The sequence below is a fragment of the Psychrobacter sp. DAB_AL32B genome (assembly GCF_002224105.1).
In the GTDB taxonomy this organism is placed as follows: domain Bacteria; phylum Pseudomonadota; class Gammaproteobacteria; order Pseudomonadales; family Moraxellaceae; genus Psychrobacter.
In genome coordinates this window covers 103,619-124,330 of sequence record NZ_NEXU01000017.1, presented here as the reverse complement: position 1 = coordinate 124,330, position 20,712 = coordinate 103,619, and the positions used below count along the sequence as shown (strand labels likewise).

Annotated in this window: 14 protein-coding genes; 12 read left to right on the top strand and 2 right to left on the bottom strand. The window is 41.5% G+C overall.

The features are described 5' to 3' along the window. Positions 1-111 precede the first annotated feature (111 nt). The 11 genes from ispH to CAN34_RS02080 all read left to right on the top strand — a co-directional run bounded on the left by ispH (position 112) and on the right by CAN34_RS02080 (position 11,714). Entirely contained in the window at positions 112-1,068 is a 957-nt protein-coding gene (gene ispH / locus CAN34_RS02130; RefSeq protein ID WP_079692494.1) for a 4-hydroxy-3-methylbut-2-enyl diphosphate reductase, read from the top strand. A 62-nt stretch (positions 1,069-1,130) separates the two neighbouring features. Then, entirely contained in the window at positions 1,131-1,946 is an 816-nt protein-coding gene (locus tag CAN34_RS02125; protein WP_089554233.1) for a thioesterase family protein, read from the top strand. Positions 1,947-2,303: 357 nt separating this feature from the next. Continuing rightward, positions 2,304-3,836, top strand: a complete 1,533-nt coding sequence (locus CAN34_RS02120; RefSeq protein ID WP_302476507.1) for a catalase — start codon at positions 2,304-2,306, stop codon at positions 3,834-3,836. A 312-nt stretch (positions 3,837-4,148) separates the two neighbouring features. Beyond that, entirely contained in the window at positions 4,149-6,134 is a 1,986-nt protein-coding gene (gene htpG / locus CAN34_RS02115; protein WP_089554232.1) for a molecular chaperone HtpG, read from the top strand. A gap of 322 nt (positions 6,135-6,456) precedes the next feature. Next, on the top strand, positions 6,457-7,938 hold the full coding sequence (locus CAN34_RS02110; protein ID WP_089554231.1) for a C13 family peptidase: 1,482 nt from the start codon (positions 6,457-6,459) through the stop codon (positions 7,936-7,938). Between the two features lie 102 nt (positions 7,939-8,040). Further along, positions 8,041-8,949: an S-formylglutathione hydrolase gene (gene fghA / locus CAN34_RS02105; protein ID WP_089554230.1), complete on the top strand. Its 909-nt coding sequence runs from the start codon at positions 8,041-8,043 to the stop codon at positions 8,947-8,949. Between the two features lie 255 nt (positions 8,950-9,204). Beyond that, positions 9,205-9,486: a TIGR03643 family protein gene (locus CAN34_RS14600; RefSeq protein ID WP_274903994.1), complete on the top strand. Its 282-nt coding sequence runs from the start codon at positions 9,205-9,207 to the stop codon at positions 9,484-9,486. 158 nt (positions 9,487-9,644) lie between these two features. Continuing rightward, a complete protein-coding gene (gene rpe, locus CAN34_RS02095; RefSeq protein ID WP_089554228.1) occupies positions 9,645-10,337 on the top strand; it encodes a ribulose-phosphate 3-epimerase in 693 nt (230 codons plus the stop codon). Between the two features lie 85 nt (positions 10,338-10,422). Then, a complete protein-coding gene (locus CAN34_RS02090; RefSeq protein WP_089554227.1) occupies positions 10,423-10,767 on the top strand; it encodes a hypothetical protein in 345 nt (114 codons plus the stop codon). Positions 10,768-10,888: 121 nt separating this feature from the next. Next, positions 10,889-11,200, top strand: a complete 312-nt coding sequence (locus CAN34_RS02085; RefSeq protein ID WP_089554226.1) for a hypothetical protein — start codon at positions 10,889-10,891, stop codon at positions 11,198-11,200. Between the two features lie 202 nt (positions 11,201-11,402). Continuing rightward, positions 11,403-11,714 carry a hypothetical protein gene (locus CAN34_RS02080; protein WP_079692483.1) on the top strand — a complete coding sequence of 104 codons (312 nt, stop codon included), beginning with the start codon at positions 11,403-11,405 and terminating at the stop codon, positions 11,712-11,714. Positions 11,715-11,837: 123 nt separating this feature from the next. On the opposite strand, the gene rpmG is transcribed toward CAN34_RS02080, so the two are convergent. Next, on the bottom strand, positions 11,838-11,993 hold the full coding sequence (gene rpmG / locus CAN34_RS02075; RefSeq protein ID WP_062533708.1) for a 50S ribosomal protein L33: 156 nt from the start codon (positions 11,991-11,993) through the stop codon (positions 11,838-11,840). A 139-nt stretch (positions 11,994-12,132) separates the two neighbouring features. Beyond that, a complete protein-coding gene (rpmB, locus tag CAN34_RS02070) occupies positions 12,133-12,369 on the bottom strand; it encodes a 50S ribosomal protein L28 (protein WP_011280972.1) in 237 nt (78 codons plus the stop codon). 483 nt (positions 12,370-12,852) lie between these two features. Between rpmB and CAN34_RS02065 the strand changes: the two genes are divergently transcribed. Further along, positions 12,853-20,679: an Ig-like domain-containing protein gene (locus tag CAN34_RS02065; RefSeq protein ID WP_089554225.1), complete on the top strand. Its 7,827-nt coding sequence runs from the start codon at positions 12,853-12,855 to the stop codon at positions 20,677-20,679. The last annotated feature ends 33 nt before the right edge of the window (positions 20,680-20,712 follow it).

The following is a 20,712-nucleotide window of genomic DNA, read 5'->3' as shown; positions in this document are numbered from 1 at the left end:
GGCAATAAAAGCAAATTATGCTAAAGTAGAGCATCGATTTCATCCCAATTTTTGAATGGAAGCTTTTAAATCTAAGCTTTAACTATAAATTATCTAATGATAGGCCTTCTTATGCAAATTTATCTTGCCAATCCACGTGGATTTTGTGCTGGTGTGGATCGCGCGATTGCGATTGTGAATCAAGCACTAACACGTTTTGAGCCACCCATTTATGTCCGTCATGAAGTCGTACACAATAAATTTGTGGTTTCTGACTTGGCCAATCGTGGCGCGGTATTTGTTGAAGAGCTGCATGAAGTGCCGGATGGCTCGATCGTTATTTTTTCGGCTCATGGCGTCTCAAAAGCCGTTGAGGATGAGGCAGAGCGCCGTGATTTGACGGTATTTGATGCCACATGTCCTTTAGTAACTAAAGTGCATATCGAAGTTGCTAAGTTTGCACAAGAGGGAATGGATGCGGTACTAATTGGACATGCTGGGCATCCTGAAGTAGAAGGCACTATGGGACGCTTTAACCATCGTCATGGTGGACAGATACATTTGGTCGAAAATGAAACCGACGTCGAAGCATTGACCGTACAAGATGCTGAGCGTTTGGCATTTGTCACCCAAACGACCTTATCTATGGATGACACTGCTCGCGTTATCGATGCGCTTAGAGATAAATTCCCGAGCATTCAAGGTCCTCGCAAAGACGATATTTGTTATGCCACTCAAAATCGCCAAGATGCGGTTAAAGACTTAGCCGGTCGCTGTGAAGTGGTATTGGTGGTTGGTTCGCCAAACTCGTCAAATTCTAATCGTTTGCGTGAATTGGCAGAGCGTATGAATTGCAGTGCTTACCTGATTGACAATGCTACTGAAATGGATAGAAGTTGGTTCGATGGCATACAGAGTGTCGGTGTGACTGCTGGTGCTTCAGCGCCTGAAGTGCTGATTCAAGAAGTGTTACAGCAGCTGCAAGATTGGGGTGGTGATTTGCCGAGTGAATTGTCAGGTATTGAAGAAAATGTCATGTTTAGTTTGCCCAAAGCTTTACGTATCCCGATCACACAAGTGGGTAAGTAGTATTATTTCACGATCCATAATAAGACATAGAATATTTTAATAAAACAACCTCTAGGAAAGTCATGGCAGCTTATTACAACTTTATAAAACGCGAACAGCAAGCAGATGGTAGCAGTGTCGCCCATTATCAGCCAACCAAGCATGCCCAAGGTGCTTGGAATGAGCACGAGCAGCATATGGCACCAGCAACAGGCTTACTCACCGCTGAGTTAAAAAGTTTTGCGCCACAAGCTCATATGCGTATCGCTCGTATTAGCCTAGATATCTTAGGGTTAATACCGCTTGATGACTTTACTATTACTACGCGTTGTATCCGTCCGGGCAAGACCATTGAGCTTATCGAGGCAGTGATGAGCAGTCGTGGCCGCGATGCTATCATTGCGCGGGCGTGGCGATTAATGACCCAAGATACCAGCGAGATTGCAGGGCTTGAGGACCAAAAGGCAATGCATAAACCTGATGATTTGCCTGTTTGGGATGATATGAAAGGCTGGCCAGGTGGTTTTATCGAAAGCGTACGCCTAGTTGCCGAACCAGACCGTCGTCCCGGTCGCGGCATGATATGGATAACCAACGATGTTGAGATGGTTGAGGGCAAAGCCACTGATGACTTGGTACATTTATTAGGTATGGTCGATACCGCCAATGGCGTCGTGCCACGGCTTGGACTTGGGTTGTCTACGTTAGAATGGATGTTCCCCAATACGGATTTGCAAATCCACATGCATCGCGCGCCAAAAGGTCGCTGGTTAGGCATTGAAGCCGTGCAGCAGTATGGTGATGATGGGATAGGGCTCACCAGTGCAGTTTTGCATGACATACAAGGTCCTTTCGGTCGCAGTGAGCAGATTTTGACGATTCGTCCGATGCCACGCTAATGCTGAGAATTATTTAGTAGGCAGGTTTTATTGTCTTATTAGAAGTTACCCTGTGAATTCAAGCTATGGAATTAAAGCCATTTTGGTAAGTTCAAAATCAACATAAGTAGTTCTGAAAAACAAAACCAAAGCATGTAATTAATTAATTATACAAATCAATGGTAATCGGTTGTAATAGTACCTAACAAGGCAATATTATTGAAATTACAGGTTACTATGAACAAAAATAGTCATTTTTCGAAGAACAAAAATAGTCATTTTTCGAACAAACTTACTATTATTCTGGACATATTGATAGAGGCCTATTCAGAATAGATTTTGTACTTTAATCCATTTATGTTTCAAAGGAGTATAACTATGAGCAAAGACATGAGCGATAAAAAATGTCCATATGCACCCACTCAATTAACCATGAGTAATGGCGCACCAGTTGCGGACAACCAAAATAGTCTCACGGCAGGCAAGCGTGGTCCACTATTGGCACAAGATATCTGGTTAAATGAAAAGCTAGCTAACTTTGCCCGTGAAGTGATTCCAGAGCGCCGTATGCATGCAAAAGGCTCTGGCGCCTTTGGTACGTTTACCGTCACCCACGACATTACCAAATATACCCGTGCCAATATCTTCAGTGAAGTTGGTAAACAGACGGAAATGTTTGCGCGCTTTAGTACGGTGGCAGGCGAGCGCGGTGCCGCTGATGCCGAACGTGATATTCGCGGCTTTGCCCTAAAGTTTTATACCGAAGAGGGCAACTGGGATATGGTGGGTAATAATACACCAGTATTCTTTTTACGTGACCCACGCAAATTCCCGGATTTAAATAAAGCAGTCAAACGTGACCCGCGTACCAATATGCGCTCGGCGACCAATAACTGGGATTTTTGGACCTTGCTGCCAGAAGCCTTGCATCAGGTTACTATTGTGATGAGTGATCGCGGTCTTCCAGCTTCGTATAGAAATATGCACGGCTTTGGTTCGCATACTTATAGTTTTTGGAATACAGCCAACGAGCGTTTTTGGGTGAAATTCCATTTCCGCACTCAGCAAGGTATCAAAAACTTAACCGATGCTGAAGCAGCAGATATCGTTGGTGCGGACCGTGAAAGTCATCAAAAAGATTTGTATGATGCCATTGAAAATGGCGACTTTCCGAAGTGGAAAATGTATGTGCAAATCATGCCTGAAGCTGAGGCCGATCAAGTGCCTTACCATCCGTTTGATTTAACCAAAGTATGGCCAAAAGGTGATTATCCATTGATCGAGGTTGGTGAGTTTGAATTGAATAAAAACTCGGATAATTACTTTGTCGATGTTGAGCAAGCGGCATTTGCCCCTAGTAACTTGGTGCCAGGTATCAGCGTCTCACCAGATAAGATGCTACAAAATCGCTTGGTGAACTACGCCGATGCCCAACGTTACCGTGTTGGTGTCAATCATCAGCAAATTCCGGTGAATAAGCCACGTTGCCCTGTGATGAGCAATCATCGTGATGGTCAAGGGCGTGTCGATGACAACTACGGTAGCCGACCACATTATGAGCCAAATAGCTTTAGCCAGTGGCAAGAGCAGCCTGACTATGCTGAGCCACCATTGAAGATTAACGGTGATGCAGCACACTATGATTTCCGTGAAGACGATAGCGATTACTTTAGCCAACCTAGAGCATTGTTTAATCTCATGAGTGCTGAGCAGCAGCAAGTGGTGTTTGATAATACTGCCAATAATTTAGCGGGTGTACCAGACTTTATTCAGTATCGTCATATTCGTAACTGTAATTGGTGTGATGCCGCTTATGGCGCAGGCGTTGCCAAAGCATTAGGATTAAGTGTGGAAGATGCAATGGCAGCACGTGATTCAGATCCGGCTCGTCATTTACCTAGCTGTTTATAGCTATTAAACATAGTGATTAAATACAGCTATTAAATACAGCTATTAAATATAGCTATTGGGTATAACTACTAGCGTTTATTTAGTAACTATTATCTAAGTAAATGGCTTATACAATGACACCGCCTTAGGAAACTAGGGCGGTGTTTTTTATTGAATAAAGTTTTTGAGCTTGAAATTCTCTTCCGCGCCCCTATTAGTATAACCAGCTTAGCGGTATTCAAAGATTGGCTTCTCTAATATATATTTGAGCAAGTTTATTTTGATTATGGCTATTTGATAATAAATTTTTAGTATAAATTGAAGGAGTTTTTTATGAGTGAACAGACCCCAGTTGATAACCAGAAAGCTGATAGCAAAAACCCAGAATTAAAAAAACATACGTTTGAAGCGGAAGTGGCGCAGCTGCTGCATTTAGTAACGCATTCGCTATATTCTAATGCTGATATCTTTGTGCGTGAGCTGGTCTCTAATGCTTCTGACGCCTGTGATAAGTTGCGCTTTGAAGCCACCAATGACGACAGTCTTTATGAAAATGATGGCGAGCTGCGTATTCGTATCGCCGTCGATGAAGACTCTAAGACGATTACCTTTACTGATAATGGTATTGGCATGAATGAAGCCGATGCCATCGAAAACTTAGGTACGATTGCCAAGTCAGGTACCAAAGCATTTTTAGATAAATTGTCTGAATCACAAAAGCAAGAAGGTCAATTAATCGGCCAGTTTGGTGTCGGTTTCTATTCTGGCTTTATCGTTGCCGATACGATTAGCGTTGAATCACGCAAAGCAGGCGAGCCTGCGGATAAAGGCGTACGTTGGGTATCAGATGGTACCGGTAGCTTTACCGTTGAGCCAATCACTAAAGCTACTCGCGGCACTGCCATCACTTTGCATTTAAAAGAAGAGTATTCTGAAGGCGAAGACAGCTACTTAGACCGTGGCAAAATTAAGCAGTTAGTGAATAAATACTCAGACCATATCAGCTTACCGATTCAGATGCGTAAAGAAGTCTGGCAAGAAGATGAAGCGGAAGGGGGCAGCGACACACCTGCCAATGGACAAATGGTACTGACTGATGAATGGGAAACCATTAATAAAGCCAGTGCATTATGGACACGCTCAGCATCTGAGATTGAAGACGATGAGTATGTCGATTTTTATAAAAACATCACTTATGATATGGATGCGCCGCTGACTTGGACGCACAACCGTGTTGAAGGTCGCGTACAGTATACGCAGCTATTGTATATCCCGAAAAAGGCACCTGTCGATTTATATACTCGTGACCAGCAGCATGGGCTAAAGTTATACGTCAAACGCGTCTTTATTATGGACGAAGCTGAGCAATTACTGCCGATGTACCTGCGTTTCGTCAAAGGGGTGATTGATTCAGCCGATTTACCACTTAACGTCAGCCGTGAAATTTTACAAGAGTCACGTGACGTAAAATCTATTCGTGATGGTAACGCCCGTCGTATTTTGACTTTGTTGGCGAGCCTAGCGAATAGTGAAGACAGCGATAAGCAAGAAAAATTCGCCCAGTTCTACGCCGAGTTTGGTGATGTTATCAAAGAAGGCGTTGGCGAAGACATGGGCAATCAAGAGCGTATTGCCAAATTGCTCCGCTATGCGACCAGCACTCAAGATGGTGAGACCACCAGCTTTGAAGACTATAAGGCGCGTATGAAAGACGGGCAAAAAGCCATCTATTATTTAACGGCTGATAACTTAGCAGCAGCAAAAAACAGCCCACAACTTGAGTTGTTTAAGAAAAAAGGTATCGAAGTTATTTTGATGACCAGTCGTGTCGATGAATGGGCAATGAACTTCTTAACTTCATTTGATGAGACACCGCTACAAAACATCGCAAAAGGCGCGGTTGATTTAGGCGACTTGCAGGATGAAGCTGAAAAGGCTGAAGCTGAAAAGGCTCAAGAAACCATGAAGCCAGTCGTTGATAAGCTAAAAGCAGCATTAGGCGAGCGCGCCAAAGACGTGAAGGTATCTACGCGTTTAGTCGACAGTCCTGCTTGCTTGGTCGTTGGTGAAGGTGAGCTATCGCCACAGATGATCCAAATGCTTAAGCAAATGGGGCAGGATGTACCAGAAAGCAAACCAACGTTAGAAGTTAACCCTGATCATCCATTGATTAAAAAACTTGAGAGTAGCGAGCAGTCTGACGTCGATTTTGACAAGCTGGCGCAAGTGATTTTTGACCAAGCATTGCTAGCAGATGGTGGTCAATTAGAAGATCCAGCTGCTTACCTCAAACGCGTCAATGAGCTATTGATGAGATAATGTTTAGTGTTTGATATAAAAGGAGGTCTTGAGTCTAAGACCTCCTTTTTTAATGAATTTTTTAAGCGAATTTTACAATTCAGCCTTATGCTCTTGACCGACAATCCGTTACAATCGCGATAGATTAGCGAGCTAAACTATTAGTCAATAATATAGATGTGCGCTATTCGTCTCTTATAATCATTTCATAGTGAATTAAATATAAAACTGATAGTCGTATGCCGTGCAAAAAATGTAAATTAAACACGTTAAATGGCATCGATATCAAAATATTTATCATTGATGTGTTTTATTTCTCTCGATTGGCTAGAGGTCTAAGTCTTTGTCACTTGCGTCATTAAAAACCGTATCGCTTCAGCGCTTTTCGCTCAATTTCGCTGCCAATATTATTGCAACCTTGTGGATGCTAGTAGGGTCTACGCGGGCGTTTTCTTGGGTAAAACCAACCTTTATCCAGTTTGCGGTATTTGCACTGTTGGCGCTTGGTAGCAACGTGCTGTTTTCTTGGTTAGCCGCCCCAGACGGCAGTGTTTTCAATGAGCAAGGATTGGTCAGCTATCTAATTTGGCCGATGATTATATTATTAAGCGGTATTATTTTGGCACGGCGCGCTGGTAATCAAGCGCTGGTTTTCGTGCCTGTATTACTGTGGTTGGTGGCTGATACGTTATCAGCGTTGTTACAAAGCTTGGTGCAGTTTTTAGGTAGTTATGGTTGGTTGCCTGATTGGAGCTATTCGTTTTTACCTATCTTATTTTTAGTGCTGTTTTTATGGCAAACTTTAGCCTTATTGTGGATTTTTTCTCGTCGCTTGCGTATACCTTGGTGGGAGCGTGTCATTGTCATTATCGGGGCGGTGGCATTGTTGACGATATGGCAGCGTAACGTCGCTGACCAACCCATATTTAAGCAGATTCCTGTAGAGCCAGTATTGGAAGAAGCGGCATTGTACGCGCAGCCACGTCTACTGCAGGAAGCTTTGGAGCGTCTTGACCCAAGTGTAGCGGGTAAAAGCGACTGGTACTTTATGGGTGTGGCGGGGTTTTCCGATCAAAACGTCTTTCGCTCTGAGATTAATAAAGTACGTGAGCTGTTTGATGTGCGTTTTGGTACCAGCGGACATTCGCTGGCATTAATTAACAATACTTACACTTGGTTGGATGAGCCGATTGCGACTAAGACCAGTATATTGCGTGGTTTAAAAAGAATTGGTCAGCAGATGAATGCTGATGAAGACGTGCTCTTTATGACGCTATCGTCGCACGGCGATCAAGACTTTATCCATTTATCTAATCCACCGCTTGCGATGGATAATTTGGATGCTACTTGGTTGCGTGAGGCTTTGGATGCGTCAGGTATTCGCTGGCGGGTCATCGTGGTATCAGCTTGTTATTCAGGCTCATTTATCGATGAATTGGCGTCGCCAACGACGGTGGTGATTACCGCTTCGGCAGCTGACAAGATGTCGTTTGGCTGTACCAATACGGCAGAGATGACCTATTTTGGTCAGGCATTTTTTGCAGAAAGCCTACGTGAAAATACCAGTTTTTCTGCCGCCTTTAAAGATGCTGCTTATCGAGTACAAGAGCGTGAGCTTTACATGGGATTTGAGCCGTCAGAGCCGCAAATGGTTATCGGTAGTTTAATGGAAACCGCCTTGCCGGCATTTGAACAAGTATTGTTTGATAAAACACGACCGCCGATCGCTAGTATTACTAATAATCCTAATGCGACAAACTCTATTAATATCGTGCCTGATGCGGTTCCAAGTATACCTGTAAGTGTTGATAATACTAACGACTAAATCTTAAGCACTATTTAAATTTTTGTAAATGGTACTATTTCTTAACTAAGTACTTCTTATAAGCGATTGCTATTTTACCTTGGATAAAAAAGGATACTGCTCATGAATAATTCTTATAATCACAGTTTGTCAGCTAGCACACAACTTACGCAAAAAAGTGTCAATCGCTGCTTTGATGGTGAACAGCATTACTATAGCCATCAATCAACGTCTACCAAAACGGCGATGACGTTTAGTATTTATCTGCCTGATGAAGCGCTAGCAGGTCAACGTTGTCCGGCGATTTTATACTTATCAGGTCTCACTTGTAATGCCGATAATGTCACCCACAAAGCCCATTTTCAACAAAAGTGTAGCGAGCTTGGCATGATATTTATTGCGCCTGACACGTCTCCTAGAAGTAGTGGCGGCGTTGACAGTAGGGACAGCAATGAAGTGCCAAACGACGAGCGCTATTTTGTCGGTCAAGGCGCAAGCTATTATGTCGATGCGACGCAAGCACCTTGGGACAACAACTTTAATATGCAAAGCTACATCGTCGATGAGTTATACGATTTGCTGCGCTCAGAGTTTCCGATTCATAGTATCGGTATCACAGGGCACTCGATGGGCGGTCACGGGGCTTTATTATTGGGCTTTAAATTCCCAGGTAAGTTTGTCAGCGTTTCAGCTTTATCACCAGTGTGCGCGGCCAGTGAATCAGCATGGGGTAAGGCAGCTTATGCAGAATATTTCGGTGATGACACATCCTTGTGGTCGCAAGCAGATGCTTCACAGGTAATTGAACAAGTTGGTCAGCAGTATTCGAGTATTTTGGTCGACCAAGGTGCTGCTGATGAGTTTTTAGCAGAAGGTCAGTTGCAAACGTCTAAATTACAACAGGCTTGTGAAAAAGCCAAGCAGCCCTTAACTTTACGTTATCAGGCAGGTCACGACCATAGCTATTACTTTATTCAGAGCGTTATTAACGACCATATCGAACATCACTGGCGCAAGGCACAGCTTAACTAGGTTTTGATGTCGCATTATTTTTTCGCTATATTGTTCTATAGTTACAAGGTTGTTCTTATGGCAAGTTATCAGGATTTAACAGTCCTTAAAGCAGGCGTTCAGCTAGCAGATTCTAATTCTGCTCAATTAGCGCTTGCGACTATGCAAGCCGATATGGATGCGGCTTTAAAAAATAAGCAGCGTACCCATATTGATATTAATGCTAATGCCAATTTGAATGGCGAGCAAACCAATCCTATTAACTCAAATGAATTTATCGCCCAATCAGTCAATGAAGCTGGCGATAGAGTACTTGATGAATCGCAAGTTTCACGAGTAATAGAGATGGCGTGGGAAGATAGAACGCCGTTTGGGGCGATAGAGCATAGCTACGGTCTTAATGAAGCTGGTGTCATTAAACTCATGCGTCAGGAACTAAAACCATCGTCTTTTCGATTATGGCGTCAGCGCGTGAGCAATCGTGCTACCAAACACCAAGCAAAACGAGGCTTTGAAGTAGGTCGCGCCTACTGTAAAACTCAATATAAGCCGCGCTAGTTATTTAAATGCTCAGTTCTATTAATTTATAGTTATTTAGTACTTTTGATTAGCATGGTTACGTTAGATATGTAGAGATTACCAACACCGACAGCAGTTTTTTTTATTAAACTTTTATATAACTATCAATGTATAAACATCAATTAGGTAGCTCAATCATGATCAGTCCCTCTAAGCCATATCTAATCGCTCCTTCTATTTTATCTGCCGACTTTGCCAAACTGGGCGAAGAAGTAGACAGAGTATTAGAGTCAGGTGCCGATGTCATACATTTTGATGTGATGGATAATCATTATGTACCCAACCTAACGTTTGGTAGTATGATTTGCAAAGCGCTGCGTGACTATGGGATTGATGCGCCAATTGACGTACATCTTATGGTTAGCCCTGTCGATAGTATGATTGAGCAGTTCCTAGAGGCGGGTGCGAGTATCATCACTTTCCATCCAGAAGCCAGCACGCATATTGATCGCTCTTTGCAGCTGATTAAAGATGGCGGTGCAGAATGTGGCTTGGTATTGAACCCAGCGACCCCATTACATTATTTAGACTACGTTATGGATAAAGTAGATCAAATCTTACTGATGAGCGTCAATCCCGGTTACGGTGGTCAGTCGTTCATTGAAGGTACTCTAGAAAAAGTTCGCCAAGTCCGTCAACGCATCATTACCAGTGGCCGTGACATCAGATTAGAAGTCGATGGTGGTATTAAAGCCAGTAATATCCGAGCTATTGCGGAAGCAGGCGCTGATATGTTTGTTGCGGGTTCCGCGATATTTAATCAAGAAGATTATAAGGCTGCTATCGATGCCATGCGCGAAGAGCTGGCCTTGGCAAATGGCAATTCATAACCATTATATTGAATAATGAATCAATCATATTGAGATGTGTTGTCTGACTTATTATATATAACGATACATCACGTAAAGGTGAAATATGAATACCCAAAACGTTAAAATTCGACCTGAAACCAAGCAAGTGCCGCAATCACCTAGCTTAGTACCCAAAGGTATTACAATCGGCTTGGCAGTGTTTGCGCTTGTTTTAAGTCTAGCAGGCTACGGTTTTCGCTTGATGATAGGTGATGATACCGGTGAGGTATTACGCCACGCTGTGGTGATAGTGCCCGCATTTATGCTTGGTATTCCCCTGTTTTTCTGGGTGGGTTCACGCATACTTAACAAGATTAAAGGCATGCATATAGAAGGCTGGAATGCCATTAGCTTGGGTTATTTAACGTCTTGTATATCGATGCTATGGTTGATGGGTACTTATAGTTAAACCTTTATCAGCAAAGCTAAAGGTGCTTAATAAATATAGTATTGCAATGTTTTCTATAAGCCGTTTTTGATATACCTTTTAATCGTTAAGTCATGCTCTATAAGCGTGACTGGAATTTTATATGAGAATAGTACCGACCAATATTGCCAATATCATTTATCCAAAAGACTTACCAAATGGTTTATTCACAAGCTTAATTATTGGCTGTTTGCTGTTAGGACTGTCGTCGCTACGACATGGTAATGACCTGCAAGGCTGGTTACACGTATTTGAAAACTGGCTGTTGATGTTATTGATACTGCCAACGGCTACTGCCACTGTGGCGCTACCATTCAAATATCGCGACCCTACTCTTGAGCTAAAGCTTGTTTATTACCTTGGTATGTTTGTTGCGTTCTTATTCACCTTAGCAAAGCTGCGCTACTGGCGCTAATTAGTAATAGGTTTCTATAAAATTGAAACAGTTAAACCCTGTTTGTGCAAAAGACTTGTATGACAGCCCTTGAATTCTAGGCTCAAAGCGTCCATTGTATGAGTAAGATAGTTTTGCCCGCATCACTGTAAGACAGTAGCTTTAGGAAGTTAAATCAGCGCGTTTTTTACAGGTATAAAACGGGATAATAAGGAAAATATTAATGCCATACGATATTGATAATGAGATAGAAGTAGATAATGACAGTACAGATCAGTTCGCAGGATTTGCCAAAGAGACAACCCTTGAGCTGGTAGAAGCAGACGATGGCAAATTGCTATTACGTGACGCTGAACAAGATGAAGCGCCGCTGATGACGATCGATTTTTCTGATAAGCTAAAAGAGATATTAGGTAGTGATACCCAAGCGATTGGTCAGCATATGATTCATGCGGCGATTCAAGTAATCATGCAAAAGCAGATGAGCCAATGGCATGCCCATGTTTATGATAAAGAGCCAACGCATTATAGTTAATGCTGTATAAATTAGTAGCAAACAGCTAAATAGTAGAGAGTCAAAATCTCAGCAATAAAAAAGGGTTTATCCATTGATAAACCCTTTTTTTTGTTCAAATAAAACCATTTATAAAAATGGATATTATTTGATTTTTGCTTCTTTAAATAGTACATGTTGGCGAATTTTTGGATCGAATTTCTTCATCTCCATTTTGCCAGGCATAGTGCGCTTGTTTTTGGTAGTGGTATAGTAATACCCAGTACCAGCAGTTGATACTAATTTAATTTTATCTCTCATGATAGCTTTCCTGTAAATGAGCGGTCTTCAATCGATAGGTATGGATCCAAAATATTAAGTGGTGATATATCTACGAAATAAATATGAATTTCATAGATATATCACTTAAAGGCAGCCTAATTAAACTGCCAATAGTCACTTATACTTTTTGACCTTGTGCGCGTAAATCTACTAGCACTTTATCGATACCCAGTTTGTCAATGATGCGCATACCTTTGGTAGACACACGTAGACGTACAAAACGATTTTCTGACTCTACCCAAAAACGATGGTTATGAAGGTTTGGTAGAAAGCGACGACGGGTTTTGTTGTTTGCGTGCGAAACATTATTACCCACCATAGGGCGCTTTCCAGTCACTTGGCAAACTCTAGACATGGCGAACTCCTAATCTATGAGGTATGAGTTTTTCTCATACCAGTCTGGGCAAGTTGCACGTATTTGCGGCATGGACACAGCAAGCGGCAGCTTTGCACCAAACAAAACTATATGAATGTTGAGCTGATTTACTGTCATTAAAGGCAAATAACAGGCAAACCAATTCAGAAAATTTTAAAGCCGACATTTATACCATAAAAGTAATGAATACTCAAATATTTTTGTGATAGTTGTTGGTTTAAACGGTAACTATTATACCTTGAATTGAGCACGGTATGTGATTGATTATTTAATAATAAGGATTCACTTTTTAGTTGTAAGTTATGACAAAAGTCAGTAAAGTTGCAGTCATAAATTTAATACAATCTGTTAATATAACTGCTATTATTGTAAGTATATGTATCTTTACCAAGCTGATATGAGGCTACGTAATAATTGCATACATTTAACCAGATAAATTACTGCTGCTGCGGAGCTCCAAAAATGTCATACACCTCATTACCTGCTTTTAAGTTGTTTCAGCTTACCTCTTTATCTTGTGCCTTAGCGTTAGCAGGTTGTGGTGGTGATGGTGTTGACTCTGTCAAGCCACCTATTCCACCGGTTGGTGGCGGTGGAGGCAATAATGGTGGCGGTGGTGATAATGGTGGAACACAAACCCCTGTAGAAGATTTTAGCCTACAAAAATTATATACCGATCCAACTAACATCAAGCTCACAGATGAGGCTGTCACATTTAATGTTACTGTCAAAGCAGTAACGGCATCCGGTGGTGCAGCGATTAATAGATCGGTGAGCTTGAATGTTGATGACTCTAACAATACTGGTGTTACGATTCAAGGTGCGAGTGTTCAGAGCACTAATGACAAAGGTGAAGCGACCTATGAGCTTAAGCTTAACCCCTTAGTACTTAATGACGAACAAAAAGCGGACTTATTACTTAATGGCTTTGGATTAAAAGCAACTGCAAAACAATCCTCAAATGGTGCAGAGATAACGCAGGTACTTACTGTCCGTGTCAGTAAAGAAGGTAGTGGAGAGGGTGCACAAACTGAAATCAGTAAGCTCAACATAGAAAATAATCTGCAAACCACTTCTGTCTCTAATAATAAGCTGAATCCCTACGGTGATACGGCTAAGTTTAACGTAATAATTAAGAATACAGATGGCTCACGCGCCGCAGATGTCATAGTTGGTATGGGTCTTGCCGATATCAAAGGCATCGCTATCGTCGAAGGGAACAATAAAACGACTGATATAAACGGTATCGCCGTCTTTAAAGTCAAAGTTGATGAAAACTTAAGTAAAGCTGAGCGTGATAAGCTATTACAAGGCGTTGCTTACGCAATCAATATCAAAGAAAAAAATGGTGCAAGTAAGAAAAAAGAAGGAACGCTGCCAGTAGCAATACCAATATCAGATTATCAGCTTGCCATCTCTGGCAACTCAAATAAGATTAATGCATATGGTGATAGTCAAACACTTATCATTAATGCGAGTGCTATAAACGCCAATGTATCTACCAGTATCAATGGTGCAAAAGGTACTATTAAGTTCAATAATGCCATTCCCGGAGTTAAGCTAAGCACCGAAGCTCTGACCTTTGACGCTAGTGGCAAAGCCACCGTAAATCTAATAGTAGCACCAACACTTACTGCAGATCAGCGTAAAGCGATCGTGGAAAAAGGCGTGAGCTATACCGTGGTTTTATCAGAGCCTAACCGTTCAGTAACTACCCAAACGTATGTCAACGAAGCATATATTCCTGAGTCTCAGTATCAAATAAAATTTGCGACAAAAAATAAAAGTAGAATATCTAGTTTCGGCAGCGAAGTTACTATTAGCTTCCGCGTTAATGATAAAGCTGGTGGTGCTATTGCTAATCAAACCGTAACCGCTAACTTACCGATTGATTTGATCAATAAAGGATTGTTGAGCTTAGATAGTGCCGCTACTCAAGTAACTGACAGTAAAGGTATGGTTAGCTATAACGTCAAGGTGCCTGTAGGGTTAAATGCTGCTAATAGAGCGGAGCTTGAAAAAATTGGAGGTTTTGTTTTAACCGCTAAAGTAACAGAGACATCAGGAGCCACTAGCAGTATTGCTAGTGAGCGAATTCAAGTGACTGCGGAAAGTGAAACCATTTTAAGTGTAAAAAATGTTCCTAGTGCAGTTAATGTATTAAAAAATCAATTTCAAATTCAAGTAGCTGGCAAGCGTCCAGACGGTAGTGCCGCAGCTGCAAAAAAAGTAAAATTGACCATTAGTAATGTTGCAGGTATTAGTATTCAGGGTAGCGAACAAACGACAGATGAATCTGGTAACGCAGTATTTACGGTTAACTTAAGCCAAGATTTGACAGAAACACAGCGTCAAGCTTTGGTGAAGTCTGGTATTCCTTATACTGTTACTTTGACAGACGAAGATGGCGTAACTACTAATACCTATAAAGCACCGGTTATCATTCCAATAGCGGAGTATAAGCTAAACTTTGCAAACAGTAGCATTGATAAGCTACTGAGTACGGGTGGTGTCACAACTCTGAGTTTTCGCGTCAATGACAAAAATGGTGGCGTCATTGCCAATCAAACCGTAACAGCAAGCTTACCTAGTAATTTGACTCAAAAAGGTCTAATCACGCTTGAAAGTGCAGCGAGTCAAGTAACTGACGCTCAAGGTAGTGTCAGTTATACAGTTCGTATCCCTGCAGGGCTATCTGTTACCCAAAGGGCAGAACTTGAGAAGGCTGCTGGATTTAAACTGAATGCTCGTTTGGTTGAGTCGTCAGGTGCAAGTATCAATATAGACAGTAATCGTATTGTAGTGACTGCTGATCCTAGTAAAAGTAAAACTATCCTGACGTCAACGACTACTCCTAGTATTGTAAACCTCTTAAAAGATCAGTTTACGATTCAAGTATCTGCTAAGCGCCCGAATGGTAGTGCTGCTGCAAGTAAGTCTGTAAAGCTTGCAATCAATAATATCAAAGGCATTAGTATTGAAGGTGGTGAGCAAATCACGAACAGTGCTGGTAATGCAACATTCACTGTAAATATTGATAAAGGCTTAACTTTAGAGCAGCGTAAAGCACTTGAAAAAATAGGAGTTGCTTATACGGCAACAATGACAGATGACGATGGTGTTGCCACTGAAAATTACACTGTTAAAGCAGCTGTGCCTAACGCCGAGTACAAAATTAATTTTGGTAGTAGCAGCAATGCGCAGCTATCAAGCTCAGGTGGTAGCACTGTTGTTAGCTTCAGAGTCAATGACAAAGATGGCGGCGTTATAGGCAATCAAAAAGTGACAGTCAATCTTCCAGCAGCTTTGGTTAGTGCTGGGTTATTGACCTTAGATAGTGCTGCTACTCAGACAACGGATAACCTAGGTATCGTGAGCTATACCGTTCGCATTCCTAGTGGATTAACGACTGCCCAAAAAACGTCATTAGAAAAAGCCAGTGGATTTTTCTTGACCGCTAAGCTGATTGAAACATCAGGTGCTAGTACTAGTACCAATAGTGCGCCTATCGCTATCAGCAACAAGGTTCAGAAAAGCTTGACAGTATTATCTGCAGAGGCCAATCCTGAAGTAGTGAATGTCTTAAAAAGCCAGTTCACTATCAAAGTATCGGGTAAGCGCAAAGACGGTAGTGCTGCAGCTGATAAAGTTGTCAAGCTAGAGCTCAATAATGTAGCAGGCGTTGCAGTCAAAGATAACGAACAGAAGACTGATGCGTCAGGCAATGCGACATTTACTATAAATGTAAGCCAAGATTTGACCCAAGCTCAACGTGAAGCATTGGTAAAGTCAGGTATTACTTATACAGCGAGCTTGACCGATAACGATGGTGTGGTTACCAGTAACTATAATGCCTCTGTTATTATTCCAGCTGCGCAGTATCAGATTAATTTTGGTACCAGTGATAAAGTTCAGTTATCAAGTTCAGGCGGCAGCACTATCATTAGCTTCCGAGTAAACGATAAAAATGGTGGTGTGATCGCTAATCAAAGTGTCACAGCGATGCTCCCCAAATCTCTAGTCGACTCTAGCTTACTTACTTTAGATAGTGCTGCGACACAAACTACTAATAGTGAAGGTGTAGTCAGCTATAAAGTTAGTATTCCTGCAGGACTATCAACTGCAAAGAAAAAACAACTTGAGGAGGCTGGTGGTTTTATTCTAAAAGCTAACGCAGTTGAATCTTCGGGTGCAAGTAGCAGCATCAGTAGTTCTTCTATACGGATTACTGCAGCTGTAGAAAAGAGTGATATCAAACTAACCTCGATCAGCTCACCTAAAGTGGTCACTGTCACAGACAAACAGTTTACTATCCAAGTATCCGCTAAACTTTCTAACGGTAGCGTCGCAGCTGGGAAAAATGTAAAGCTTGTGATTAAAGATATGGCAGGTGTCAGCATTCAGGGCAATGAAAAGGTAACAAATGAAGCTGGAAACGCCGTATTTATAGTAAATCTTAGCCAAGATCTAACTAAGGAAGAACGTGCGGCATTAGTTGCATCAGGTATTAAATATAATGCTGTCTTGACAGATGATGATGGCACAGAGGCGAAAATTGAAAATGCAGTTGTTGAAGTAGTGCAGCCAGCAACTAGTTTAGAATTTGCTTCCATCCTTACGCCTTCTATTAGTGAGTTTGGTGGTAAAGGTACTGTTAGTATGAAGCTATTAACTAAAGCAAACCAAACGCCAGTTAAAGGGCAGCCAGTTGCTATACAACTAGGTAAGGTAGCGCTTGATTATGGTGTCACTGTCAATGCAGAGTCAGCGACGACAGACTTTAGTGGTGAGACAACATTTATAGTTAACATACCAGAAGGTTTGACAGCAGTACAACGTGCTGAGCTTAAGAAAGTTGGTATCAAGTATCAGCTATCTTATGTCGAAAAAGACGCTACTTATAATTCTCTAGCCCAAAAAGTTAATATTATTACGCCAGCTGTTGATTTAACGGTCATCAATGCACCTAACCTTATCAACAACCGTCCTTTTTATACTTTAAACGGTGAAGGCGATACTGCGATTATACAAGCAGCGCTTAGCACTCAAAATACTAGCTTTGCGATTGCAGGTCAGCCTATTGAGCTTGAGTTTAAAGACAAAGCATTAGCGGCACTATTGAATGTAAATGGTAAGCTTGGTTCAAACATCAATATTGTCAGCACAGGTGATAATGGTGCTGCTAGCTTTACGGTCACCGTACCAAATAACTTAACAGCAGACCAAAAAGACCAGCTACAGAATAAGAGATTAACCGCTACATTTACTGAAACTTTGACACGTAAAACTCAAGAGATTCAGTTTAATATACAGTCTACAAAAGCAGCTATCGATCTTATTGCTATTCCACCAAAAGCACTTAATCTAAATGGTGGAGAAACTCAGATTGAAGTGATAGCGCAAGATAGCAAAGACAATGTCATTGCGGGTAAACAAGTTTACTTAGCGCTTCCTGCTGCAATTGCGGCGCAAGGGGTTAGCTTAGTGACTAGTGGCACGCAAACTACAGATAATTCAGGTAAGGCGAGCTTCACGCTTGCTGTACCAGCCGGTCTCACTGATGAGCAAAAAGCAGCCATTGGATCAAGCTTTAAAGTTGTGCTAACAGCTGCTGATGCTAATGGTAATATTGCAACTAATACCAGTACTGTAACCACTTCTAAGCCAGCAGCAAGTGGTACGAAAGAGGATATCAGTATTGGTGCGAATAAAGTGATCAACACTAAAGGCGATACTTTCAAAGTTTTCGTACGTGTTACTAACGATAAAGGCAGTATTGCCAACCGCGATGTTCTTTTAAATGTTGATGATCCAATTAAAACTGGTATAACCATTACTAATAATACAGTTAAAACGAATGGTGACGGTGTCGCTACCTTTGATCTAAAATTTGTGCCGGGTGCAAGTGTTGATCTAGCTCTTTTAGAGTCAGGTATCCCGCTAACAGCAACCACAACAACTGCTGAAGGTTTTGATATAATAGAGAACTATATTGTCGCAGTAGATACAGCTACTGTTGATAGTTATCAGATATTGGCATCTTCTGACAAATCTACTCTAAACACTGGTGGTGATCAAACCAATGCTACTTTCCGTGTTACCGATAGTAGTGGGGGTATTCTAGTAGGTGTGCCTGTACAGTTAAGCATAGATAGTTTAGAAGCTAGCGGTGCAGCCTTAACAACACCAAGTATAGTCACGACGGATGCAGAAGGTAAAGTTGACGTTGGTATTTTACTAGGGGCAAATAGTATTAATGCGCGTCTTAATCATGAAGTTAAGATTACAGCAAAAATTGTCACACCGGTTTACGATGCTAACGGCAATGTAAGCATGGATGTCCGCGAAGAAAAATCATTGAGTCTATCAGCTACTGGTACAGTAATGACTCTCAATGCCTCAAAAACTCAGCTTAAAGATGCTGAAGTTACTACAATTAACACTACGCTAATAGATGGCGCAGGTCGTGCTATTGCTAATACCAAGATGGACTTGGTAAATGCCGATGGACAGTCTGTTCTTCCAAAAGACTCTTCTGGTGCCCCTATGTTTGCTACGACTGATGCAGACGGTAATGCAAGCTTTGAGCTTAATGAAGCAGCGCTCAAAACTGCCAATACCTTTGATGATAACGGTAATTTGCGCATTTATGCCAGAGCAATAGGTGAGAAGTCACTAAATACCCAGACTAGCATCAACAGTATTAACTTAGTTCAAGTATCACAAGCTGGTATTAGCTTTGGTAATATTGAAAATTTATATGACGTCAATGTAGCACAAACGATTAATGTACAAATCCGTACTGACTCTGCAGCTGAGGCTCTTGCTCTTGCTCTTCAAGGTAAGGTTGTTGAGGTACAGACAACCATTGGTACCTTTGGCAATAACGATGTAATTACAAGCAGACCGATTGCGGCAGGTGACATTACTGGTAATATTATTACTATACCTGTTGTTTTGACTTCTAAGCTTTCAGGGTCTGCAACCCTTGAGGCTAAAGTCCTTGGCATATTTGCCAATGGTAGTAGTGGCGCACTCAAATATCAAACCACAGCTGATACACGTTTCCGTGCTACTACTCCTGCGAAAATGTTATTCCAAGCAGTGAAATCCGTTATCACTCCAGGTAGCAGCACTGAGATAGTAGCGACTGTTAAAGATAAAAATGATGTACCCGTCGAAGGTCAAACCGTGGTATTTAGTCGTTCTGTAGATTCATCTGCTGGTCGTCTATCAGCGGCAACCGCGGTAACAGACCGCAAAGGCGAGGCACGTGTGGTTTATACCGCCAATGCTAGCTCACCTATTGGCGGCGTGGTTATTAATGGACGTTTATTAAATGATAGTGAAAATATCGGTACTAAAACCACTAACATTACAGTATCTGAAGAAGCTGTCTATACTACTTTAGCCTTTGCCAATAAACTATCCTCTGATGATATTTATTACACAGTACGTGGTTCTATCTCAGTGATGGATGGTTCAGGACGTGCTGTCCCTAATAAAGAAGTATCAATCAAGTCTTATGCTATTGAGTACGCGCAAGGTTTAGTATGCCTGCTAGATAGTACAACAACTTATCAAGCGGCTGATGAAGTATCGGCATCAGGTGCTACCTCTACACCAGAGCCTCAAACGAAATCTGAAAAGACTCCTATATTTTTACAGTCAGGCTGGAAACCAACAGAGGATAGTAATTACAATTACACCTTAGACAAAGATCCAATCTTAAATGAAGATAAAAATGGCAACGACAGCTTAGATGCTATAAACCCGGTAGCAATTATCGGCGGTACATTATCTGATGATGGTTACACTTTTGTGACTGATGATAAAGGTCGTGCTGACTTTGAAATTCGTTATCCACTGAATTATTCAAACTGGGTAAAAGTACGTTTTGATGCTACTACTTTCTTAAATGGTAGTGAAAACTCCCAAAGCATTAACTATACACTGCCTTCAGCAGAGAGTGACTTGGTTATTAATAACACAAGTATACAAACACCTTGGATTGATAATACTAGTCCATTTGGTCATGGCGGTGCGGTATGTACAAGTACCATGAATGTTAAAATTGATGCCCAAAATGACACAACACAAGTCATTCTTTCACCTTATCAGCCAAACCAACCAGGTTATTTTGTATCCATAGATGGCGTAAACTCAAATAGTTCATCGATAGCTTATAACAGCTTTGTTGTAGATTTTAACCAAGCATTCGACGAAGGCTCTAGAATCAATGTTAGACGTAATGGTTTTGAATTTTCTAAAAATATTATGTTTAAATAAAATTTAATTACTATTATTTACTAGCTTTAATAA